Here is a 23,719-nt window from a genome sequence, read left to right as displayed (position 1 = left end):
AGTTAGTATTTATTTTTGCCATTGTCATTACACTTTCTGATGTCCGTTGTTTTCGGTGTATTCTCTGCCCTGGAATAAGCCTAAGCCTTCAATTACCGGCAAGTCGTTGAAGTTAAACAAACACGCGTCTTCTGAGTCAGAAGCGTTGTGGTGTTCGTGCCAAGCCCAACTCGGTACGCAGAAAATATCGCGTTCCTTCCAATCAAAGCGTTGGCCGTTGATGATGGTATAACCGCTTCCTTTGGCACATTGGTACACAAAGGAACCGGTATGTTTATGCGCCTTGCCCTTGAAACCGGCCGGTAACAATTGCATCGCTGCACCCATGGTTTGCATCACATGACCACCGGTTAGCGGATTGGAGTATTGCATTAAATAACCGTCAAACGGATTGATTTCGTTGACTTTGGCGACTTCCAACAGCGTTGGATATACTTTGCTCCAGGAGTATTTGAACAAAGGCGAATAAGGTTTGTCCCAAGTTTGATCGGCCGGAATTAAACCCGCACCTCCATAAGTTAAAGGCGATTGATTAACAGGGGATATTAATGGTTGTTTCCCATCATACACGGCATAATCATTGGCTTCCAGAGCATTCACTAACGGTATGTCTAAACCGTCTTGCCAAATACAGGTTTGCCCGTCGGGTTCCACACCGTGTTCATGCCAAGCCGAATTGGGTGTGATGACAAAATCGTTGACTTCCAGCATGATTTTATTCCCATCTACTACGGTATAGCCTTTAGCACCTTCCATGATAAAGCGTAGGGCAGAGGCACGGTGGCGATGTGCCGAAGTACTTTCGCCGGGACGGGTAACTTGGATTCCGGTGTACAACCAACCTACGGCGGCAGAAACGTCTTTCCTTTTATCGTTTACCAAATACACCACACGTCTTCCGGCTTGTTCCGGCGTTACGAGTTCGGAAGATTTTAAAACTAAACTGCGCAAGTCGTCGTATTTCCACAACATAGGCACCGAATTCGCTCTGGGTTCCCAAGGTTCAATATCGTTGGCAACTGTCCAAAGTGCTCCGGCTCCTAAGGTTTCTAATTCTTTATAATAGGCTTCGAGTTCAGGGGTGTCTTTTACACGGGCACGCCCGATAACGTCGTCTGAATAGTTGTTGGTTTCCATTTTATTTTTTGTTGAATTCGTCGTGGTTATCTACAAAGGTAATCTTTCTGGTTGGAGCAGTATTGACTCTCAAATCAAAAATATCAAATCGGTTGTAATGCCCGAGGATGTCGTGCATTTGTTTCGGTTGGATGCATTTTTCTAAGTCGATATCGGCATAAACAATGCCTTCATCGTCAATCAAAGGAGTACCAATCACAGCGCCATTGGGTCCGATAAATCCGGAAAATGCGGAGCTTTTTCGGGATAACAATTCGTCTACATTAGGCACATCATCACGCAAAGCGTTTTTGATTTCTTCAGAAATCGTAGAGCACGAAACGATGGTAAATAATTTGCCTTCAAACGAATGCGCTGCGGCACGGATTTTAATCGCTTCCGCCATGTCGTAATCGGGTGGCGCAACCGGCAGGGAAATGTAGTTGGCTATGTGTACCAATTCACCTTGCGACAACAAGGTAAAACGTGCTAAAGTATTGGTGTTTTCACCACAAGCTAAAGTGCCAATCGGACCAACTTCAGTATCATACACTTTTAGGGAAGAACCATCGCCGGAAGTCCAAGTAAGCTTTTCAGCCCAAGTCGGGACTAATTTGCGGTGTTTTCCGATTAGGTTACCGTGATTGTCTATGATCAGGTTGGTGTTGTAAATTTCGCCGTAGCTGCTACCACGTTCGTTGACTCCGATGACGATGTGCATGTTATGGTCTTTTGCCGCTTGGAAAAGCGGTTTCATGCTTTCATCAGTGACAGCGACTGAGTTTTTATACAATTGCTCGTACCATTTACTGCCTTGGACCGGTGTCATAATCCAATTCCAATAAGGATAACCGGCTATGAATACTTCGGGAAAGGCGATGAGTTGTGCACCGTTATCTGCAGCTTCTTTAATGAAAGAAATGGCTTTGGCTATTGTTTTTTCTACATTGAGAAAAACGGGAGCTGTTTGTACGGTGGCGGCTTTGAATTTTTTAAAGTCCATTTTCATTGATGAATTAGGAATTAGGAATTAGGAATTAGGAATTAGGAATTAGGAATTTGGAAATCAATATTTTCATCTCTTCCGAAAACGGTTCGGCTTTAATGGCGTCTCTGCCGTTGCTGATGCTAACATTGACTAATGTCACTTCGCCTTCCAAACAAGTATTGCCTTGTTCGTCTTCAAAACGGAAACCGCAAGTTACCGATGCGCCACCGAGTTTGATGACCCAAAGTTTTTTGATTAACAGTTCTCCAATTCGCGCGGCTTTTTTGAATTGTACTCTTAAATCTACAGTTGGAATGCCGTTGGTCTCGTGAATTTTGGAGAACGGTCGGTCGAGTGCTTCTTCAAACCAATCTTCGACCAAGTCGTTGAGCATTTCTAAAAAGCGCGGATAGAATACGATACCGGCGTAATCGACGTGTTTGAAACGTATTTTTTCTGATTTAGTAAAGGTTTGGTTCATAGTTTTATTTTAGTCACGAATTGGATAATTTTTATTTTTTTTAGCCACAGATTAAACTGATTGAACAGATTTTCTTTTGCCACGAATTGCACAAATTTGCACCAAATTAATCGGTATAAATTTGTGATTACTTTAGTTTAAATCGTTGTATTTTTCCGGTTTCTGTTTTGGGCAGCGTATCGGTAAAATAAATTACTCTTGGATATTTATATGGTGCGGCTACTTCTTTGAACCAGTGTTGAATATGGTTTTTCATGTTATCGGTAGCTTTAGCTGAATCTTTTAGTACTATGTGTGCACAAACCAGCATGCCTCGTTCCTCATCGGGTAATCCTACTACGGCGCATTCGAGGATTTCTTCGTGGGTTAATAATACGCTTTCGACTTCAATTGCGGCTATGTTGTACCCCGAAGAAATAATCATATCATCGCCACGTGCTACAAACCAAAAATAGCCATCTTCATCTTTACGGAAGATGTCACCTGTAAAATTCCAGCCGTTTTGCACGTATTCACGTTGTTTGTCTTCTCGGTTCAAATATTTACAGCCGGTGATGCCACGTACCATGAGTTTGCCCGGCTCGTTTGCGGCGACTTCATTTCCGGCAGCATCTACCACTTTGGCTTCGTAACCGGTAATGGCTACTCCGGTGGCTCCGGGTTTCATATTGTCTGTATTCGATGAGATAAAGATATGTAACATTTCGGTAGCACCAATCCCGTCGATGATTTTTAACCCTGTCGCATCGTACCAATCCTGCCACACTTTGAGAGGTAATGTTTCTCCGGCAGATACGCATTTACGCAAGCTTGAAATGTTGAAATCCCTAACTTTGGTAGTAATGATACGCCAAGCTGTGGGTGCGGTAAAGCAAATGGTAATTTTAAAATCCTGTATGGCTTGTAATAGCATATCGGGTGTTGGTTTTTCCAGTAAAAAAGTCGACGCTCCGAAATAGAGCGGAAATAAGACTAATCCACCCAAACCAAAGGTAAACCCGAGTGGCGGACTGCCGGTAAAAATATCTTCGGGTTTTGGTTGTAAGGAATATTGCGGAAAGGCTTCGCAGATGTTGACAATGTCTTTGTGAAAGTGCGCTGTCATTTTAGGTAAACCTGTGGTTCCCGAAGTAAAGCCGATTAAAGCGATACTGTCGGATTTGGTATGGTAATTTGAAAACGTTTTGGGTTTATTGGCCATCAATTCCTCCAGTTGTGAATTGCCGTAAAGGCAAACTGATTTTAAAAACTCGGATTTGACCAAGTGCATTTCATCGGCCAAACTGTGGTCACATATGGCATGTGAGATTTCGGCACAGTCGATTATAGTTGTTAACTCTTTCGCCCTGAGTAAAGGCATCGTAGCGACTACGATTCCTCCGGCTTTTAAAACGGCAAACCAAACCGCCACCATCATTGGGTTGTTGGCTGAACGAATTAAAACGCGATTACCTGATTTCAATCCTAAATCCTCCACTAAAACATGCGCTATTTGATTAGCCTTTTCATACAATTCCTGATAGGTCCAAGTGTATTCAAAGGTGCGAAGGCAAGGTGCGTTGCCTTGACCATTACGGATGTGTTTGTCCAAAAGCAAATCAACACAATTCAGCATTTCAGGTTGATGGAATTGTGGTAAGTCTAAGAACACATAGTCCGGTTGTAAGTCGGCGCTTGGGAGATGGTCGTGTGCAAAATTATCTTCGTAGTGTTTCATGAGATAGGTACTAAGGTCCTGAGCGGCTAAGGCTCTAAGGTTTTAATCTTTCTTATTACTCTTTGGTTTTAGGGCTTTTTTCATGCTCTCGGTTTGTTTTCTTTCGGCTGCTTTTAGCGGATAAAGATGAGAACTTCCGGCTTTGTAGGAATTGGGAATGTCTGTGGCTTCGAATTGTTCGTAGGCTTGCGCATTTCTCACAAAATTGGCGTCAGCTAATAACGGTCGGCCCAACGCTACCAAATCGGCTCTACCGTTGAGTAGTATGGTGTTGATTTGGTCAATATCTTGGATATAACCTGCTGTTATGGTTGGAATGTGAACGGTGTTTCGAACTGCATCGGAGAAAGGTGTTTGCCACATTCTGCCGACTTGTGGTTTTTGATGCACTACGGTATTACCGGTGGAAACGTTGATGATATCGGCTCCGGCATTTTTAAAGGCTGTTGCTATGGTGATCACTTCTTCTTCGGTGATTCCGTTTTCGGCCCAATCGGAAGCGGAAATTCTCACCGACATAGGTTTGTGTGTTGGAAATACCTTTCGCATTTCAGTAAACACACGGATGGGAAACTTCAAGCGGTTTTCGATACTGCCGCCAAATTCGTCGGTTCGGATGTTGGTTAACGGCGATAGGAATGAAGCCAACAAGAAGCCGTGATGTGCTTGCAATTCGATTAAATCAAATCCGGCTTGGTCGGCATTTTTGGTAGCTCGTACAAATTGGTCGGTTATCAAATCCATGTCGGTTAAAGACATCTCTTTCGGAATCGGCATTTTTTCATGGAAAGGAATCGGCGAGGCTGACAGCAAATCCCATGGTAAATCGATAGGTTCATTATTGCCTTCCCACGGTTTTTTTACAGCGCCTTTTCGACCGGAATGACCTAATTGAATTCCGATTTTGGTTAGCGTATTGTGATGGATAAAATCGGTTATTTTTTTCCAGTCAACTAACTGTTCCTGAGTATAAATTCCGGCACAACCTAAAGTGATACGTCCGGTTTCGGAGACCGCTGTCATTTCGGTCATAATTAGTCCAACACCACCGGTGGCTCTGCTGCCGTAATGCACCAAATGCCAATCGGATACTTTACCGTCTGTCGCAGCATATTGTCCCATGGCCGACATGACGATTCGGTTTTGTAGGGTTACATCGCGTAATTGAAATTTGGTGAACGCTGCAGGCAAAAAAGGATTATTACCATTGTTATTGTCATTGAACTCTTGAAGTACTTTATCCGTAAACGATTTATCGCGTAACCTTAAATTTTCAAAAGTGACTTTTTTGGAACGCGTCATACAGCCGAAAGCGAATTGGTAAAACGGATGTTGCATGTGACGATCCATATTTTCAAACCAATCCAAGGAAACCAGAGCTGCATACTGAATCATTTCTACTGTATTTCTTCGGGTTTTATCGTACAGTTCAAAAGCGGCTTGCACATTGTTAGGATGGGCAATTACGGCATCGGACAACCCTATGGCACAATCCATAGCCAGTTTGGTTCCCGAGCCGATTGAATAATGTGCTGTAGCTTTGGCATCGCCTAACAAAACGATGTTGTTATGGTACCATTTTTCGTTGGTTACATGCGGGAATTGACGCCAATGCGATTTGTTGGAAATAAGCGGATGACCGTCGAGTTCTGCTGCGAATATTGCTGAGATTTTGGCTATGGTATCGGTTTCATTGGTGACTTCAAAACCAAGTTTTTGCCAGGTTTCGTCGCTGCATTCAAAAATCCACGTACTCATGCCGGCTTCGTATTGGTAAGTATGTGCTACTATGGTCCCGTGAGGTGTACTTCGGAAGAAATAGGTAAAGGCATCCAAGGGTTTGGTAGAACCCAACCACACAAACCGGTTTTTCTTTAGTGCGATTTTGGTACCGAATTCTTTCTCATATAGTGATCGGATACCACTGCTGATGCCATCGGAAGCCAATATGATATCGGCGTCTTGGTATTGACTAATGTCGTCTATATTTTGTTCGAAATGCAGGTTAACACCTTCTTCGCGACAGCGTTGGTGCAATAATTTAAGCAATGTTTTTCGGGAGCAACCGCAGAATCCATTTCCGGCGATGCTTACTTCCTGACCATCTCGTGCTACAATGATATCGTCCCAATAGGCAAATTGACTTCGAATTAATTCATACGACTGCATATCGCGTTTAAGGAATTCTCCCAAAGTTTCATCGGAGAAAACTACCCCAAAACCAAAACTATCGTCGGGTTTGTTGCGTTCGTACACGTCAATTTGGAAATGCGGCATTGCTTTTTTGGTTAAGATGGAAAAGTAGAGTCCGCCCGGACCGCCGCCTATAACTGCTATTTTCATATTTTTAAGTTTCTGAGTGACTGAGAGACTGAGCAACTGAGTCTTTATATTTAGCCTCTTTTAATGGAGAATAGTTCTCCTAATTTGGCATAATTAGAACCGGCTAATCTTGCCACCGGTTTATACGTTTCTAAATTGATTTTATAGTTGTCTAATAAAATGTCATCATCAAAATGCATCATCACAATGCGCCCGATGATAATGCAGGAGCCACCGTTTTTATGGTCTTCGAGAAAGTAATGGTGGACCAATTCGCATTCCAATTGCACCGGACTTTCCGCTACGCGCATGGGTTTCACTTTGACGGATGGAATAGGCGTGACACCAGCCAAGACAAATTCGTCTACTACTGCAGGAACCGCTTGAGCAGTAGTGTTCATTTGTTCCACTGTACTTTCGGTAACCATGTTCACTACAAACTGTTGGTTTGCCAAAATATTATTGAGCGTATCCTTATTGGTGTTGTTGGCTCTGTTAACAGCAAACATAATGTGCGGCGGATCTTCACCGGCAGCATTAAAGTATGAAAATGGAGCGAGGTTGTTTATTCCGTCTTCGCTTATGGTGGCAATCCATCCGATAGGTCTCGGAATAATAGCGCCTGTCATTAATTTATAAACTGCTGAGGGATCCAGCAGGTTAGGGTCAAATAGCATAGTGTTGTTTGTTTACTACAAATTAAAGCTATTTTTTTTATTTTTTTGACAGTTGTATAATTTCTGAAGTCAAAAGTTATCAATACTTCAAAAAAAATCTTAATAGGTCATTAGTACTATCGGGTATTCTTTTTTATTTTTATTATTAATCCAAACGCCTTTGATGGTTTCGTTATTCCAATCGGCTTCAATAATACCTATCAAACCTGAAAAGTCGTCGGTACTCTGTTCCATCAAATAAAAGTGATTGTTTTTTAACGTACCGTTGCATTCAATAGGAGTTTTGTATTTGTCGTACCAATAGGTTATGGTTAAGGAATCATCGTAATTGATTTGTGGAATTACCATAGTAACGGCATTTTTCCCAATGGTTCCTTTAAATATCTTACCTATAGGTGAAGTGCTTTTAGCACCATTAACAGGTGTGTTGTAAAGTAGACTTTTCCCATAATCGGAGAGATATTCTTTCAGATCGGAATAATCGAATGGAATATCAAACTCATACAGGTCGTCAATGGCTCGGTTCACATGGCTTGAGCAACGACCTCTTAAAACGTGTAATTGACTTTGTGTAAAGTAAAAATTAAAATCGTCTAATTGGTATTCGGAATAGTATGTCAAGCAATCTTCATACAAATTGATTTGTTCTTGGTATCTATCGAACAATTCCCGTTGTTTGGTGCTGTCGGTTATTTGGAGGTTTTTTCTCGTTTCCGATAAAAACGAGCTGATTTCTGTTTTTACCTTTTGGTTAATTTGCTGTGCTAAGTTCAATTGTTGGTTAGGTTGTATGATATCCGAAAGCAAAATGGTATTACCGTTGCGTGCGTCAAAATTGTGATGGGATTCATAGCCTTCTAAATAAGCACCACTATATTCACAACTCATACTGATACTTAAAATATTGATTGGTGTTTTTTCTTTGGTCCAGCCATAGAAGGTAAAACTGCCATTTAGTTTTTGATCATTATAAGTTATTGTTTCAAAAGGACTTTTTTTATAAACACCCGGAACGTGTTGCAGGTATTGCAGTTGAAGAAACATATTAATTTTTTCTCCTATTTTGGTATCAGGTGTAGAGTGAACTTCCGGAAAAAGGTAGTCTTCTGTAGCAGGATTCAAATTTTTAATACTAATTTGATTGGTTTGTCCAACACAGAATTGTAACAACAATACTACTATTCCCAAAGTTTTATTTAATCTCATGCAACTTGAATATTTTTTTAATAACAGATACTATAGTAGTAGCCAAAATGGCTCCTAAAAATGCCAAGAAAATATCTTTTTGCGCATCCCATATATCGCCTTGTGTCCCTAAGTAGGCATCGCCTTGCGCAGGGAAAAAGATATCGGCCACAGCCCATTCTATCAATTCATAAAATCCGCTTACTGACAAGGTAATTTCTATAGGTAAGACCCAAGCCACCATAGTTGGGTATTTCACCCATTTTAAAAACAATTCCCGCATTGGGTAAGCCAACAAAAATCCGAAGCTGAAATGCACTATACGGTCGTAATGATTGCGTTCCCAGCCCATATAATCTTTGAGCCAATAGCCAAATGGATTTTCGGCGTAGGTATATTTGGCACCATATACATGCAGGCACAAGTAAACAGTGATTAATAAATAGGACAGATCACTGAATTGGTATTTTTTGTAACTAAACAATAAAAACAAGAAGAAAATCACGGTTAAAGTATTTTCAAGTAACCAATTGTTGAGGTCGTTGGTGCCTACCAAAGTACTAATCCAAATAGCTGAAAAACTCGAAAGAAAAATCCATAACCAAGGATTTTTTTTAAAAGGCGTACGATTGAGAGAAATGGCTAAGGTAAATGGCATAAGTAAGGGTTTAGAGAGGCGAATATAAAGAAAATATTTTACGGAATATGATACAATAGTTGCTGATCAGTCTGATGTAACAACAATTTAAATGCTCAGCATTAATCTTTAAAACTGATAAGAAAACTGGTTCCTTTTCCAATCTCACTATTTACCTCTATTTGTCCACCCATATCCATCACGTGATTGTACACCAAATACAGACCGATACCGTGACTGTCTTTGTGTTCGTGAAATGTTTGGTGAAGCCCGAATATCTTATTTTTAACTTTGTCTATATCGAATCCACAACCGTTGTCAGACACAACCAATTGGCGAACACCATTTTCTATTTGAGTACTAATCGCAATAACCGGTATAATGCCGGGTTGTCGGTATTTGATGGCATTAGTAATAAGATTGATAAAAATACTTTCCAGATAAACTCTATTGTATGATACAGTATCGAAAGCCTCAAAGTTGAGTTGCACGGTAATTTTAGCTTCGTTGATTTGTGATTGAACAGACTGCAATATCTTATGAACCGTTTGGCTAAGTGACAGTTCCTCAATCATAATATGTAAATGGTCTTGGTGCCCAATATTATCTACATAACTGTTTAAGGTTTCTTTTAAGCTATTGGATGTGATTTTTAGTATTTCGATTAGCTCTAAAGTTTCCGGGTCGTTAATTTTGCTCACATCTAACAACTCAAAAACCGAAAGCAAATTGTTCACAGGAGATCGTAAATCGTGTGAGGCAGTGTAAGTTATTTTTTTTAAATCTTGATTGATTTTTTTTAAGTTAGTGAGAAGTTTATTGCGCTCTTCATCAATTTTTTTGCGATAGGTTACATCTTTGGCAATGGCATAAACTAAGTCGTGTTCAAAGTGAGGCATGGATGTCCAAGCCAACCAAACGGTATCTCCGTTTTTGGTTCGGTATCGATTTTCAAAATGCAACAAAGGTTCACCGTTTTTAACCAACGCCCTCACTTGGTTGGTTCTTTCAATATCGTCGGGATGTATAAAATCGTTGATGGGTTTGGCCAGTAGTTCTTCTTCTGTATAGCCTAACAGCTTGCATACCGATGGATTAACTTTTCTAAAGTAACCATCGTATCCCGCTATAAAAAAAAGATCGGCTGAGATGTCAAAAAAAACTTCAGTCCAGTACTGATTGGATTGGGGTTGGGGATCTTTCATTTTGTAAGAAATCAGATTCGTAAAGATAGCCAATAGTTTTTTTGTTACAAGGCCAAATATCAAAAAAATCTCACTGTCTTTGTGAAGCTGAAATTAATGTTTAGTTCATTTGATTGAGTCCGTATTGTTGTCAAAAAAAAAAAGTCCCGTTTCAATACGAAACGGGACTTTTATACTTTGAGTAACTTTATACGCTACCTTTTATTAAAATTGCTCTCTTCCTGCAAAGTGGAAAGCACCTTCGATGGCAGCGTTTTCATCAGAGTCAGATCCGTGAACAGCATTTTCACCAATAGAAGTAGCATATTTTTTACGGATGGTTCCTTCAGCCGCTTCTGCCGGGTTAGTAGCACCGATTAAGGTTCTGAAATCTTCAACAGCATTCTCTTTTTCTAAGATAGCCGCAACAATTGGTCCGCGAGTCATAAACTCTACTAACTCTCCAAAGAAAGGTCTTTCTGAGTGTACTGCGTAGAATTTTTGAGCATCAGCTACTGTCAATTGCGTTAATTTCATTGCTACAATTCTGAAACCACCTTCAGTAATCATATTTAAGATACCACCGATGTGTCCTTTTTCTACAGCATCCGGTTTAATCATGGTAAAAGTTCTGTTTGTTGCCATTTTGATATGAATGAATTTAAATTTACTTCTGTATTGGGCGCTTTGCCTTTTTCGCGTGCAAAAGTAACGTTTTTAAATCATTATCAAAAAACAACGCTTATCAATTTTTGATAATTTTCTGCATCCCAAAGTCGGCTCCCGATTTTATTTTAACAAAATACACTCCGTTGGGTAAGTCAACGCCGTTGAGAGTGAACTCGGCCGCATTAGGAGTTATGCTTTGCAATACCTTTCCGCTAATATCATACAATTCAATCAATTCGATAGCCACAGTATGTGTAAAAGTCCAATGGTTGTTTGTTGGATTTGGATATATTTTTAATTGACTTAAACGATTTTCGGGTTGGGTTAGCGTTGAGGTAAAGACATAGTTTCCTGAGGTACGTTCAAAGCTAATGTCATATGTTCCTGCCGGTATCGGAATATCCGGACCGCCCTGAACGCCTGTTCCGGTTGGGAAATCTGCGCTTCCCCAGTTTACCGACCAACTGTTATCTTTTCTGAATTTTACAAATCCATTGCTTAACGTTACGTTAGCTAAAGTATAGTTAAAGCCGTTAGTTGTGCTCAAATCGGTATCGGCTACATCCCAACCATTTAAGGCATTTCCTAAAATACCAATACTCGGATACTCAAAACTGTAGGCACCGGTGTTGCGGTTAAAGGTTACAAAATATTCACCACCGGTTATCGGAATCGAAGGTCCGTTTTGCACGGCTGTTCCATTAGGAAACGCGGTGCTTCCCCAAACAAAATTGGTAGCATTGTCTTGACGGAAATAGGCATTACCACTACTAAAGTTAAAACCGGAAAGGGTATAAGTGATACCATCGTTAGTAGTCATATCTACATCAGCTCCCGCATAACCGTTTTGCGAATCTACTGCCGGACCCCAGATTCCTATACTCGGAAAAGCCGCCGTACCTACAAAGGTGTAAGTGCCGTTGACGCGGTTTAAAGTAACATCATAAGTTCCGGCTACGGTTGGAATATCCGGACCGTTTTGTACGCCTTGTCCACTGGGAAAGGTGTTGCCTCCCCAATTGGTAGTCCAACTGTAATCCTGGCGGAATTTTACAAAACCTGAAGTAACGGTGAGATTGGTAATAGTGTAGGTAATATTATCGGTTGTGGATAGGGTAATTTCCGGTCCGTTGGTTGGAGGCCAACCGTTAACTCCGGTTCCGACTATCGAAATGGTTTGGGCATGGGCTTGCCATACAATCAGGGCAAATAACAAATAGTGTAATGTTTTTTTCATAAAGACTAATTTTAGGATTGATTGTAACTTAAAATTAGTCAATGTTTTCTTGGTTGCGACAATTAAATGCTGTCGAAAACGTTTTCGTGTTGAAAACTTATGCTGATTTACAGACAGATAGTGGTGAAATTAGGTTCTAAAGGATGCAATTCTGTGAAAAGTTTATCGATGAATTCATGACCGAATTCAAGGTAAAACTCAGAGAAATTATTGCGTCTTTCTTGTAAAGATTGATTGGGGAAGAGTTCGTTCTGTAATTGAATGATGCGCTCTAAAGCATCAGCATGTTGTCGTTTTTCGGCTTTGAGTAAACGTTTTTCTAAGTTTTCTAATCCTTTCAGTTGTTTCATTTCCTGAGCTTTTACGGCCTTGCCAAATGAACTGTCTGTTTGTAATGCCATTTCGTGTAAAGCAGAAAATTGTTTTTTAAGATGTTCTTTTTGTGTGGTAAAATCTAAGTTGAACTGCGAGAATTCCTGGGTTTTTCGATTGAATAATTCTTGCTGATTGCTAAATAAATCGGCCCATGACAATCCTAACTTATCGGCTTTTTGCGATTGTTTTTCTGTAGCCAATAGGGCAGAGTTGCGAACTAAAAGTATGGGGAAGCTGATTTTGTTAGCTTCGAAATTCGACTTCAATTGCAACCAATAGGCAATTTCACCGCCGCCGCCTATGTAACACAAATTGGGTAAAATAACTTCTTGGTAAAGCGGTCGTAATATAACATTCGGGCTGAATTTTTCCGGATTTGAATCGACTAAAGCCAAGATTTCCTCTTGTGTAAAAACCAAGTTAGTTTGGTTTACTTTGTAAAGTCCGTCTTCCAAAACGATGCGTTCACGGAGGTTGTCTTCTATGTAAAACAAATTAATCTCACGCGGATTAACTTGTATGGTATACTCTTTCAGAATTTCGTTGGTTTGGTTGACTTTTTCAAAAGCCGTTTGCTGTAGTAACTCTTGCTTAACGTAAGGCACAAAAAGTTGCTTTAAAGCTTTGTCATCACCATCTATGATAACCAAGCCATGATTACCGAACAATTCATTGGCTAAATATCGGGTGGCATCGGCTAAATTGGAATGCTTTAAATAGCTTTCCTCAAACAACGATTTTAAATAGTTCGCATTATCGCCTAAGCCAAGCTCTTGGGTAAAAACTTTGTAAACTTCCTCTAAACCAGCAGTAGACAAACGGCCAACCGGTCCGTTACTTTCCCGAAGCCATTGTATTTTGGCGTGCTTGAAGTGAAAGTAATTGATTTCGGCAAAATCGTGATCTTCCGTTGCCATCCAGTAAATCGGTACAAAATTATAATCAGGATAAGCTTGTTTCAGTTCCTTGCAAAGGTTGATGGTGGACACAATTTTGTACAAAAAGTACAAAGGACCGCTGAACAAATTCAGTTGGTGTCCGGTAGTGACCGTAAAGGTCTTAGTATCGGATAAAAGTTTGAGGTTGTTTTGGGTAACTTCCGAAATTACAAAGCCTTGGTACTGCTGTTCTAAAGAATGAACTAAAGTATTTCTGTTAGCATTGTTATTGTATTCCAGCTCTTTTTCCGCTATTTGTAATCGAAAGTTCTCCAATGTAGGAAACCTGTTGTATAAGGCTTTCAATTCGGGCTTTTGCTCTAAATAATCTACTATGAGTTTAGAGAAATATCCTGATTTTTGATAGCTGATACAGTCGGTTGGCATGTGTGATTTTTTGGTAAAAGTACAGAAATCCGTTTTTGAGATAAAAAGGTTTAACGTTCAGTTAAGGAGTGATTACCGACCCGTAAAGGTAGTCATCGCCCAAATAAAAGCTCGTATTTCCTCTGCTCATGGTGACCTTTTTTAATCGAATAGTGTGCTGAAATCCTGAACCGAAAGTGGTGGTGCTTACCTCTATAATGCCACTTACACCGGCCACACCATCATTGGCGGTCCATTCCTGAGAAAGAGTAGGTGTACTTGGTGTAGTTGCTGCACAAAAATAAGCATCGTTAACCGTACCGTTAAACAAACGGTAGGTTGCTTTGTTGGTTGCACTAATTAATGCTGTTCTTGGTGTAGTTGTAACTTCGTTTTGTAATAACGTACTGTAATCGGCTAAGTCTAATACAAAGGATTCGCCACCGCTGAAATTAAAAATTCGATTGTCACAGGTGCTTTTTCCGGCTTCTTCATCAAAACCGAAAGCTAAAGGTGCAACACTGGTAGTGTAATTTCCAAAAGTGTAAGTTTCGTATACTTGAGTACCGTTAGGTTTTTGGAACGTAATGTCTTTAAAAACGATAAAGTGTTTGTAGCCGGTGATTTGTGTAATGCCGGTTGTGGCATTTACGGTTTTTATAGCCGTAGTAGTAATTTGAACCGTTCCGGCAACGGCATTCCATTCTTCTAATAAATTAGGGGTTGCAGAAGGTACGGTAGGGCAGATGTTGTCGGCACTGGCGTCTCCATTGTATTGGCGGTAAATGACTTCTACAGAAGAACTGATGTTAACTTCAATAGGATCGCCTTCAGGGGTTTCATTGTCGGCAAAATTACTGACCGGTATGGCTAAAATCAGCATTTCGCTGTCTTTTACTTTATAAATAACGTCTTTGCTGCTACACTTTTGCGCGTTAACTTCGCTAAAGTCAATAGTGTCTACGGTTAAATCGCCATCATCGCAAGCGGTGATTAAAAGTAAGGTGGTCAATATCCCTAAGAGTCGTTTCATGGATAGAAAATTTTTAGCAAAAATAACTTTTTTACCCTACAAAATGTATCTTTTATCATTTAATTAGGATAGTCGTTTTATATATTTGCACCATGCAAAAAGTATATCTCGACAACGCCGCAACTACGCCCATTCGTCAGGAAGTGATAGCCGAAATGGTGCGTGTGATGCAAACTGATTTCGGTAATCCTTCTTCTACACACAGTTCCGGCAGAAGTGCCAAAGCTGTTATAGAAACCTCACGAAAAACTATAGCCAAGTTACTGCATTGTGCGGCATCTGAAATTGTTTTCACTTCCAGTGCTACCGAAGCTACCAATTGGATTTTGAGAAGCGCAGTGAAGGATTTTGGTGTAAAAAGAATCATTACCTCTAAAGTTGAGCACCATGCTACATTGTATACGGTGAAAGCCCTACAAGATGAATTCGGCATTGCAGTCGACTACCTCAATGTTAATCCCGATGGTAGTTTAGACTATGCGCAATTGCAAGAACTGTTACAAGTTGAAGTTAAAACTTTGGTATCACTGTTGCATGTGAATAATGAAACCGGTGTTATAAGCGATATGGTTCGAATTGCCTCGCTTTGCCAGCAATATCATGCTTTATTTCACTGTGATACGGTACAATCAGTTGGAAAAACGATAATCGATTTACAACAAGTGGCGATTGATTTTTTAGTGTCGAGTGCACACAAGTTCCACGGACCTAAAGGCATTGGCTTTGCATTTGTGCGCAAGAGTTTGGTTTTGCAACCTTTGCTTTTCGGTGGTGAGCAGGAAAAAGGCTGGCGTGCCGGTACCGAAGCCGTCCACCAAATTGCCGGTATGGCCAAAGCGTTGGAATTGGCGCATGAACATTTAGAAGTCGAAACCAACTATATAACCGATTTGAAAGGTTATTGCTTGACTCAATTGCAAGCGGTTTTTCCAGAAGTAAAGGTTAACGGAGGAGCTACTTTTTATAATATTTTGAACGTAGCTTTGCCTTTTTCACCCGAAAAAACGGCTATGATCTTATTCAATTTGGACATGAAAGGGATTGCTGTTTCCCGTGGTAGTGCTTGTCAGAGTGGTAGTGTAAAACCATCTCATGTATTGGCAGAAATGCTGTCAGAAGCCGATTTGGCTAAACCGAGTTTGCGTATCTCTTTTAGTCACTACAACACTAAAGCGGATATCGACTATTTAATTAAAGCGCTGCAGGAAGTTTAATTTACGGTTTGATTTTTTTATATTTGATACACTTAAATTATTAAATATGAAAAGAATACTTTTAGTAACTGTGTTTGCTTTGGGTTTGACTACAGTTGTTTTTGCCCAAAAAAAAGGAGCTGTTGAGTTTGGCATTAATGTTGGTTTTAACAACTCTACCGTATCTAATTCTGATGTTTCTGCCGACACCGCATATGGTTTTAACATAGGTGGTTCTATGGATTATTATTTTTCAGATCGCTGGAGTATTAAAGGTAAGTTGATTTATGACCAAAAAGGATGGGACAACGGTTTTATAGAAGATAGTAATGGATTTGATTATGTAACCGATTTCAACATTAACTATTTAACCGTTCCGGTAATGGCCAATTGGCATTTTGGACGCAAAAGAAACTGGTTTTTGGAATTTGGGCCTTACATGGGATTTTTGTTAAATGCTGAGGATGTTCGTTTCGGGACCGATGTTACCGATAGTTTCAACTCCACCGATTTTGGTTTGTCTTTGGGCATAGGAGTGAAAATTCCGGTTTCTGATAAACTTAAATTGTTTTTTGAATACGAAGGGCAAGGTGGTATGAGTGATATATTTAAAGTAAATGAGTTTTCAAGGGTAACTAACAGTCGCTCAAGTTTTAATGTCGGACTCAACTTTTTACTCAAATAATAAATTAATGTTGTCGAATAAAAATCTGCTCTATAGCAGATTTTTTTATTTTTTTCCGGCAGCAGCTTTCTTTTTGGCCTTTTCTTGCTTTTTGAAATAACCGCGGAATAAAAAATTGCTTTTCAAAGCTTCTAAATTTTCATTTAGTTTCTGACTGGCTTGATTAATGTTGGTCATCGTCGAGTCGATTTGCTTTACCAGTTTAGGGTTATTGGACAAATAGTTAATTGCGCCTTTTCCGTCTTTAGCATTGGAAATCGTAGCGTTTAAATTGGCCACTACTTTAGTGATTTCTTGACTCGAAGAATCCAAATTGGTTACTATATGCCTGATTTTATTGCCCACCACGGTATCTTTTAAAACGCCAATCACATTGTCTTTATGGTCTAAACCGGCTATTTGACGATTCAGGTTGTCCATAGTTTGACTGGTTTTTTGGCTGGTAATTTTAAGATTGTGAATGGTAGCTTTCAAATCGTTTGCCATAACCGAGTCACGGAGCAGCAAACCAATGGTGCCTTTACCGTTGTGAATATCATTGGTAATTTTGAGTAAATCGGCAGTAAGCTGAGCCGCATTTTCATTAGTCACATTTAAAGTATTCAACATATCATCGGTTCGTACCCGATTATTAGATTTGATAAAGTCGCCGGGTTGTACCGGAAGCGCATTGCCTTTACCGGGAATGATATTGATGATAACACTGCCCACTAATCCGTCTGAACCAATGGTGGCCACCGCATTTTTTTTGATGTGTAGAAAAACAGTTCTGTCAATTTCCATCTCAACATTAATGGTTGAATCGTTTACAATCTCGATACCACGTACAGTTCCAACGTTAATTCCGGAGTAGCGCACATTGTTACCCAATTGCAAACCGGAAACATTGTTAAAAACAGCGATTAAGGGCTCGGTTTTGCCAAACATTTGTTGCTTACTGCCAATAAAATAAATGGTTAATACAAATAAAGTCAGGCCAACAATAACGAACAGACCAAGGCGGATTTTTTGAGAAGCTGTTTTTTCCATAGGGCTAATTTACTTAAAAAAGGCTTTAATTTTCGGATCGTCTGAAGTAGATAAAGCTTCAAATGTTCCTTCTGCATAATTGATACTATCTATTAATAATATCATACGGTTGGCGATAACCCGCGCACAATCAACATCGTGCGTAATAATAATAGAGGAAGTATTGTATTTCTTTTGAATCGACATCATCAACATAATGATTTCTTTGGAAGTTATCGGATCTAGTCCTGTGGTAGGTTCGTCATATAAAATGATTTTAGGCTGCAGGATTAAGGTTCGAGCCAAAGCAATTCTTCGTTTCATTCCTCCGGATAATTCACTTGGCATTAAATCGATGGCATGCGTTAAACCTACATTTTCTAAGGCTTCCATTACCATAGGAGTAGTATCATAGATGATGCCGAATTTTTTGGTGTGACGGCGAAGCGGAAACTCTAAATTTTCTCGAACCGACATGGAATCGTATAATGCACTACCTTGAAACAGAAATCCGATTTCAGTTCGGAGTTCGTCTAATTCACCTTGTTCCAATTGGTTGATGTTTTTCCCCATTACGGTTATGGTACCGCTGTCGGGTTCTTCTAAGCCAATCAAACATTTGATCATGACTGATTTTCCCGAGCCTGATTTGCCCATAATCACCAGGTTTTCGCCTTCATATAAATTCATATTGAAACCATCTAAGACACAATTGTCGCCGAAACTTTTGCGAAGATTTTTGATAGTGATGATTGGTTTTTTCTCCATGGCTTAACTGTAAAAAATATTAGTGACAAATACAGCGATAAAATCGATGATGAACAACAACATCGAAGTGTAAACCACGGCAGAATTTGCCGCTAAACCAACACCTGCTGTTCCTTTTTTACAATTGTATCCTTTGTAGCAACCTACTAATCCTATGGCAAAGCCAAAGAAGAACGTTTTGAAGGTTGTTGGAATTACATCGCTAAATTGCAAACTGTCGAATACCTGATTGAAATAGAGTAGGAAAGAAACATTTCCTTTCATGTTTTCTACCATAGCCGAACCGAAAATGGCAATAGCATCACCAAAGAACACCAAAATTGGGAGCATAACTGTAGTGGCTAAAATACGAGTTACTACCAAGTATTTATAGGGATTAGTGCCGGAAACTTCCATGGCGTCTATTTGTTCGGTAACGCGCATAGAACCGAGTTCGGCTCCGATACCCGAACCAATTCTTCCGGCGCAAATTAAGGCAGTGATGATAGGGCCAATCTCTCTGATAATAGAAATACTGACCATAGAAGGCATCCAAGATACGGCGCCAAATTCTTCTAAGGTAGGTCGGGATTGCAGCGTAAAAACCAATCCGATGATAAATCCGGTTACGCTAACAAGCAATAATGAGCGATTGCCCATGTTGTAACATTGTCGCAAAAATTCTTTGAGTTCGAAAGGCGGATTGAAAAGCTCTTTGAAAAATCGAGCCGTGAAATAGGAGAGCTCACCAATTTCAATTAAAAAGTTCTGGAGTGATGTTATAACTTTATAATTGTTATCCATAATTGAAATTAAGCCATATCCTTATCAAATATAGGGAATTATGCTCAAATGAACTATTTATTGGTCAATAAAAAAATCCACTTTTACCATAAAAAAGTGGATCTTCAAATCTTTGTATTTTAGGTTTTATTGTTCTAAAACCATATATTCCCAAGGTTTAAGAGTAAAGACATCATCACCCTTTATGGCTATTTTTTTACCTGAGAATACTTCAGTATAAGTGCCATTCAGGTGTTTCGAATTGAGTTTCACGGTTACCGGTTTTTCGCTGTAATTGATAATGGGAATTACCCTATTTTTGTTTTTAGTACGAGAAAATGAAATCACTTGTTCCATTTTATCGTTGTAAATCCTAACCATAACGCCTCCTTCTTTACCATTCCACAAAGCACGGTTACGGTGTTTTAAATCGAATAGTTTTTTAAATAAACCTTCATAAGGCATTTGACTCCAATCGATTAAATCTTTTTCAAAAAAGGCAAGTGAACGATCTAAACCGGCTTCTTGTCCGCCGTAAACCAATGGCATTCCGTTAACTGTTCCGGTTAAAACGATGGAAGCTTCTAAGCCGTTACCGAAGTTATAAACCATGTTTTTGTTCCATGAATTCATATCGTGGTTGTCGGTAAAAAGCATGCGATAGCCATCACGCGGGAAGGTGCTTACATCGTGTGCCATGTATTCCACCAAACCGCTGATGCTTTTTTTATCTCGGGTAACCGCGGCCATTTTGTCCCAAAAAGTCCAGGAGTAAGTCATATCGAAAGCTTTTTGGTGCAAGTCTCTTGATTCCCATTCGGCCAACATGAAAACGGGCTTAACGGCGTCCATTTCAGCTCGGGCATTGTCCCAAAAATCGGTTGGGATAAATCCTGCGGTATCACAACGATAGCCGTCAATATTAAAGTCTTTTACCCAATACACCATGGCTTCTGTCATGTATTTTCTTATACCCGGGTTTTCATAATCAAAATCAATCACGTCATCCCAATCATACCATGGTGTGGGTTGAAAATTCCCTTCTTCGGTTTTGGTGTACCAATCCGGATGTTCTTTGGCTAACGGATTGTCCCAAGAAGAGTGATTGGCAACCCAATCTACAATTACATACATACCCATGCTGTGGATTTTATCAACCAAGTGCTTGAAGTCGGCTTTAGTTCCAAATTCAGGATTGATACCGTAATAATCTTTCACCGAATAGTAACTGCCTAAAGTGCCTTTTCTTTTTTCAACGCCTATCGGATGAATCGGCATGAGCCAAATGATATCGATTCCCATTTTTTTTATTCTGGGTAAATGGGCTTCAAAAGCTTTGAAAGTACCTTCCGGAGTAAATTGTCGCACGTTCACTTCGTAAATAGTGGCATTTTTGCTCCATTCAGGATGTTTTACTTCAACAAATTCTTTGGGTTGGTAGCGGCCTTCGTTATTTTTTTCTTTTAAACAACTTGCTAAAAGCAAGCTTACACTAAGTAGTGAAATCTTGTAAATTAGTTTCATTTAGAAGGTTTTAGGAAGCCAATTTAACAAAAAAAACCAAAACAAAAGTTTTGGTTTAAATTATTTTCTTGATGACTCTGAGGCGGTGTGTATGTCGATTTTGTTCGGCATTATATATGCCCAAATGGTCTAATCTGTCAATTCTGACTTTACCGCTGGCGTGAATGATATAATTGTTTTCCATCATGATGCCTACGTGTATGATTTTGCCTTCGTCATTGTCAAAGAAAGCCAAATCTCCGGGTTCACTTTCTTCGATAAAACTCAATGCATCGCCTTGACCGGCTTGTTGTGAAGCATCGCGTAATAAATGGTAGCCATTCAGTTTGTATACCATTTGCGTAAAACCTGAACAATCTATTCCGAAAGGTGTTTTGCCACCCCAAAGATAAGGGGCATTCAAGTATTGGTAAGCCGTGGCAATTAAATCGGATTTGGGTTTGATACCACTGGTTTTTAATCCTTCAAATTCAAATCCCTCTACGTTAATCTCGCTATGGTTTAAAAATGATAACGAAGCACCAAGCGGAATGGGCAAGAGCATGTTTTTGGCATTGGTCACATATTCCACCAAATCAGCATTTAAAATGATGGCTTCTTTGGATAAGTCGTTAAAATTCTTCTCCGAAATAACCTGATATTGTTTGGAATCAACCCAACCTTCATAATCGTCGTATTGGAGTTTGATTTTGGCCCATTGGTTTTGTTTTTCCAAGATTTCAAAATGCTCACCAAACAACACTTGCGAAACGATTTCGCTTCGATCACTAGGCTCGGCTCGTAAAGGAATTATGGCAAGGTTACAAATGGCAAACATTCAAAAGTGATTAAGGATTAAGGATTCAAGGATTTAGGAATTATAAATCCTAATTCCTAAACCCTAAATTCCTAAATTTAAATTCTTTCTATTACTATGGCAGAAGCACCACCGCCACCGTTACAGATGGCTGCTGCACCAATTTTAGCATTGTTTTGCTCCAACACGTTAATCAAAGTCACTATGATTCTCGCTCCGGAACAACCCAGTGGATGTCCTAAAGAAACAGCACCACCGTTTACATTGATTTTATTGTTGTCTAAGCCTAAGATTTTAGCATTAGCCAAACCAACCACTGCGAAAGCTTCGTTGAATTCGAAAAAGTCAACATCGGCTATCGAAATTCCGGCTTTGTCTAAGGCTTTTGGTAAGGCTTTGGCCGGTGCAGTGGTAAACCATTTCGGTTCTTGAGCTGCATCAGCATAGGATTTGATATAAGCCAATGGTTTTAAACCTAAAGCTTGTGCTTTCTCTTCGCTCATTAACACCAAAGCCGCAGCACCGTCATTAATGGTAGAAGCATTGGCAGCGGTTACCGTTCCGTCTTTAGTAAACACCGGGTTTAAGGCCGGGATTTTATCTAATTTCACGTTGGTGAATTCTTCGTCTTTGGCAAATACAATCGGCTCGCCTCGACGTTGCGGAATTTCTACCGGAACCACTTCGTTGTCAAATTTACCTTCCGCCCAAGCTTTAGCAGAACGCTCGTAAGATTGGATAGCAAAAGCATCTTGCTCTTCTCGGGTAATACCATATTCTGAAGCACACAAATCGGCACAAACCCCCATAGCATTGTTGTCGTAAGCATCGGTTAATCCGTCTTTTTGCATACCGTCAACCATAGTGGTTGGACCGAATTTTACTCCGTTTCTTAAATGTACATAGTGTGGAATCAAACTCATGTTTTCCATACCACCGGCCACCACGATTTCCGCATCACCGGTCATAATGGCTTGCGCACCTTGCATTACGGCTTTCATACCGGAAGCACATACTTTGTTAACAGTAGTAGTGGGCACCGTATTAGGTAAACCGGCAAAGATAGCGGCTTGTGTGGCAGGAGCTTGACCAACACCGGCTTGTACTACATTACCCATTAATACTTCGTCTACTAAATTCGGGTCTAAATTAATTTTATTTAAAGCGCCTTTGATGGCAGCGGCACCTAATTGTGTTGCAGTAACAGTAGATAAACTTCCCATAAAACTTCCAATGGGTGTTCTCACAGCTGATACGATAACTACTTTTTTACTCATGATGTTTAGTTGTTTGTCTCTTGGCAAGCGTGAACTTTACCTAGAGTGTTTGCCTTGCAAAGCTAAACTTTTATTGTAAAATAATGAATTGAAAGCCTAATAAATCTTTATTGTATGGCTATTGCTAAAAATCTTGTGCTTGTAGTATATTGATAGTGAACTTATTTACGAATAATTTGGTTTAAATGCTAAAAAAAGAAATGAAATAGTTGTAAATTATAGAATGATAAATTACATTTGCAACCGCTTAAAGAAAATGTTCTTTTACAAGATTGAAAATTATAGGAGAGGTGCCGGAGTGGTAACGGAGCAGATTGCTAATCTGTCGACGGGTAACCGTCGCCAGGGTTCGAGTCCCTGTCTCTCCGCTCTCGGGGTGTAGCGTAGCCCGGTTATCGCGCCTGGTTTGGGACCAGGAGGTCGCAGGTTCGAATCCTGCCACCCCGACAATTTTCAAGACATTTTCTTTGCAGGGTCTCATAGCTCAGCTGGATAGAGCAACTGCCTTCTAAGCAGTAGGTCGAAGGTTCGAATCCTTCTGAGATCACGAATAAATGAAACAACCCGAAAAAAATATCCAAGTTTGCTTGAGTATTTTTTTCGGGTTGTTTCATTTTCAAAGCGTAGCTTTGAAGGATGTTGCGCAGCAAAATCCTATTTCTTCCCTGATTAATATCCAAGTTTACTTGAGTATTTTTTTCGGGTTGTTTCATTTTCAAAGCGTAGCTTTGAAGGATGTTGCGCAGCAAAATCCTAACTGCTAAACCCCTCAGAATTGCTC

General features: G+C 39.9%; 21 protein-coding genes and 3 tRNA genes. 5 read left to right on the top strand and 19 right to left on the bottom strand.

Translation table 11 applies throughout. The annotated features are described in order from the left end of the window. Positions 1-27: 27 nt before the first annotated feature. The 13 genes from ACJG85_RS10700 to ACJG85_RS10640 all read right to left on the bottom strand — a co-directional run bounded on the left by ACJG85_RS10700 (position 28) and on the right by ACJG85_RS10640 (position 14,925). Positions 28-1,137: a cupin domain-containing protein gene (locus ACJG85_RS10700; RefSeq protein WP_412464051.1), complete on the bottom strand. Its 1,110-nt coding sequence runs from the start codon at positions 1,135-1,137 to the stop codon at positions 28-30. Between the two features lies 1 nt (position 1,138). Next, positions 1,139-2,119 carry a carbon-nitrogen hydrolase family protein gene (locus ACJG85_RS10695; protein WP_412476395.1) on the bottom strand — a complete coding sequence of 327 codons (981 nt, stop codon included), beginning with the start codon at positions 2,117-2,119 and terminating at the stop codon, positions 1,139-1,141. Positions 2,120-2,153: 34 nt separating this feature from the next. Continuing rightward, positions 2,154-2,585: an acyl-CoA thioesterase gene (locus ACJG85_RS10690; protein ID WP_412476394.1), complete on the bottom strand. Its 432-nt coding sequence runs from the start codon at positions 2,583-2,585 to the stop codon at positions 2,154-2,156. Between the two features lie 127 nt (positions 2,586-2,712). After that, entirely contained in the window at positions 2,713-4,302 is a 1,590-nt protein-coding gene (locus ACJG85_RS10685; protein ID WP_412476393.1) for an AMP-binding protein, read from the bottom strand. 42 nt (positions 4,303-4,344) lie between these two features. Further along, positions 4,345-6,645: a bifunctional salicylyl-CoA 5-hydroxylase/oxidoreductase gene (locus ACJG85_RS10680; protein ID WP_412476392.1), complete on the bottom strand. Its 2,301-nt coding sequence runs from the start codon at positions 6,643-6,645 to the stop codon at positions 4,345-4,347. A gap of 50 nt (positions 6,646-6,695) precedes the next feature. Then, positions 6,696-7,301: a flavin reductase family protein gene (locus ACJG85_RS10675; RefSeq protein ID WP_412476391.1), complete on the bottom strand. Its 606-nt coding sequence runs from the start codon at positions 7,299-7,301 to the stop codon at positions 6,696-6,698. 99 nt (positions 7,302-7,400) lie between these two features. Continuing rightward, complete coding sequence (locus tag ACJG85_RS10670; protein WP_412476390.1) at positions 7,401-8,507, bottom strand: hypothetical protein; 1,107 nt, start codon at positions 8,505-8,507, stop codon at positions 7,401-7,403. Then, on the bottom strand, positions 8,494-9,144 hold the full coding sequence (locus tag ACJG85_RS10665; protein WP_409677842.1) for a DUF2238 domain-containing protein: 651 nt from the start codon (positions 9,142-9,144) through the stop codon (positions 8,494-8,496). Before ACJG85_RS10665 ends, ACJG85_RS10670 begins: the two co-directional genes overlap by 14 nt. 101 nt (positions 9,145-9,245) lie before the next feature. Continuing rightward, positions 9,246-10,328, bottom strand: a complete 1,083-nt coding sequence (locus tag ACJG85_RS10660; protein ID WP_409677840.1) for a PAS domain-containing sensor histidine kinase — start codon at positions 10,326-10,328, stop codon at positions 9,246-9,248. Positions 10,329-10,532: 204 nt separating this feature from the next. Beyond that, positions 10,533-10,952 carry a nucleoside-diphosphate kinase gene (locus ACJG85_RS10655; RefSeq protein ID WP_409677838.1) on the bottom strand — a complete coding sequence of 140 codons (420 nt, stop codon included), beginning with the start codon at positions 10,950-10,952 and terminating at the stop codon, positions 10,533-10,535. A 100-nt stretch (positions 10,953-11,052) separates the two neighbouring features. After that, complete coding sequence (locus ACJG85_RS10650; RefSeq protein WP_412476389.1) at positions 11,053-12,213, bottom strand: T9SS type A sorting domain-containing protein; 1,161 nt, start codon at positions 12,211-12,213, stop codon at positions 11,053-11,055. A 107-nt stretch (positions 12,214-12,320) separates the two neighbouring features. After that, on the bottom strand, positions 12,321-13,913 hold the full coding sequence (gene bshC, locus ACJG85_RS10645; protein WP_412476388.1) for a bacillithiol biosynthesis cysteine-adding enzyme BshC: 1,593 nt from the start codon (positions 13,911-13,913) through the stop codon (positions 12,321-12,323). Positions 13,914-13,974: 61 nt separating this feature from the next. After that, positions 13,975-14,925: a hypothetical protein gene (locus ACJG85_RS10640; protein WP_409677832.1), complete on the bottom strand. Its 951-nt coding sequence runs from the start codon at positions 14,923-14,925 to the stop codon at positions 13,975-13,977. Positions 14,926-15,017: 92 nt separating this feature from the next. Between ACJG85_RS10640 and ACJG85_RS10635 the strand changes: the two genes are divergently transcribed. Both ACJG85_RS10635 and ACJG85_RS10630 read left to right on the top strand, forming a co-directional pair. Beyond that, positions 15,018-16,139, top strand: a complete 1,122-nt coding sequence (locus ACJG85_RS10635; RefSeq protein WP_412476387.1) for a cysteine desulfurase family protein — start codon at positions 15,018-15,020, stop codon at positions 16,137-16,139. A gap of 46 nt (positions 16,140-16,185) precedes the next feature. Next, positions 16,186-16,803 (top strand): porin family protein, encoded by a 618-nt coding sequence (locus ACJG85_RS10630; RefSeq protein WP_412476386.1) that lies wholly within the window; start codon positions 16,186-16,188, stop codon positions 16,801-16,803. Positions 16,804-16,848: 45 nt separating this feature from the next. Here the strand turns inward: ACJG85_RS10630 and ACJG85_RS10625 are convergent, their stop codons facing one another. From ACJG85_RS10625 to ACJG85_RS10600, 6 genes are all read right to left on the bottom strand, one after another. Beyond that, complete coding sequence (locus ACJG85_RS10625) at positions 16,849-17,832, bottom strand: MlaD family protein (protein ID WP_409677826.1); 984 nt, start codon at positions 17,830-17,832, stop codon at positions 16,849-16,851. Between the two features lie 9 nt (positions 17,833-17,841). Then, entirely contained in the window at positions 17,842-18,579 is a 738-nt protein-coding gene (locus ACJG85_RS10620; protein WP_412476385.1) for an ABC transporter ATP-binding protein, read from the bottom strand. A 3-nt stretch (positions 18,580-18,582) separates the two neighbouring features. Then, entirely contained in the window at positions 18,583-19,362 is a 780-nt protein-coding gene (locus ACJG85_RS10615) for an MlaE family ABC transporter permease (RefSeq protein ID WP_409677822.1), read from the bottom strand. A 126-nt stretch (positions 19,363-19,488) separates the two neighbouring features. Further along, positions 19,489-20,865, bottom strand: coding sequence for an alpha-amylase family glycosyl hydrolase (locus tag ACJG85_RS10610; RefSeq protein ID WP_409677820.1), 1,377 nt, complete (start codon positions 20,863-20,865; stop codon positions 19,489-19,491). 55 nt (positions 20,866-20,920) lie between these two features. Next, positions 20,921-21,682: an NlpC/P60 family protein gene (locus ACJG85_RS10605; RefSeq protein ID WP_412476384.1), complete on the bottom strand. Its 762-nt coding sequence runs from the start codon at positions 21,680-21,682 to the stop codon at positions 20,921-20,923. A 77-nt stretch (positions 21,683-21,759) separates the two neighbouring features. Beyond that, positions 21,760-22,938: an acetyl-CoA C-acyltransferase gene (locus tag ACJG85_RS10600; RefSeq protein ID WP_409677816.1), complete on the bottom strand. Its 1,179-nt coding sequence runs from the start codon at positions 22,936-22,938 to the stop codon at positions 21,760-21,762. Between the two features lie 284 nt (positions 22,939-23,222). On the opposite strand from ACJG85_RS10600, the gene ACJG85_RS10595 reads away from it, so the two are divergent. From ACJG85_RS10595 to ACJG85_RS10585, 3 genes are all read left to right on the top strand, one after another. Continuing rightward, positions 23,223-23,306 (top strand) — tRNA-Ser (locus ACJG85_RS10595). 4 nt (positions 23,307-23,310) lie between these two features. After that, positions 23,311-23,385: transfer RNA gene (locus ACJG85_RS10590), tRNA-Pro, on the top strand. Positions 23,386-23,411: 26 nt separating this feature from the next. After that, positions 23,412-23,485 (top strand) — tRNA-Arg (locus tag ACJG85_RS10585). Positions 23,486-23,719 lie beyond the last annotated feature (234 nt).

This window comes from Flavobacterium mekongense, from assembly GCF_047038255.1.
Classification (GTDB): Bacteria; Bacteroidota; Bacteroidia; order Flavobacteriales; family Flavobacteriaceae; genus Flavobacterium; species Flavobacterium mekongense.
Note: the sequence above shows the minus strand (reverse complement) of the source record. Positions and strands in the feature narration are given on the sequence as shown.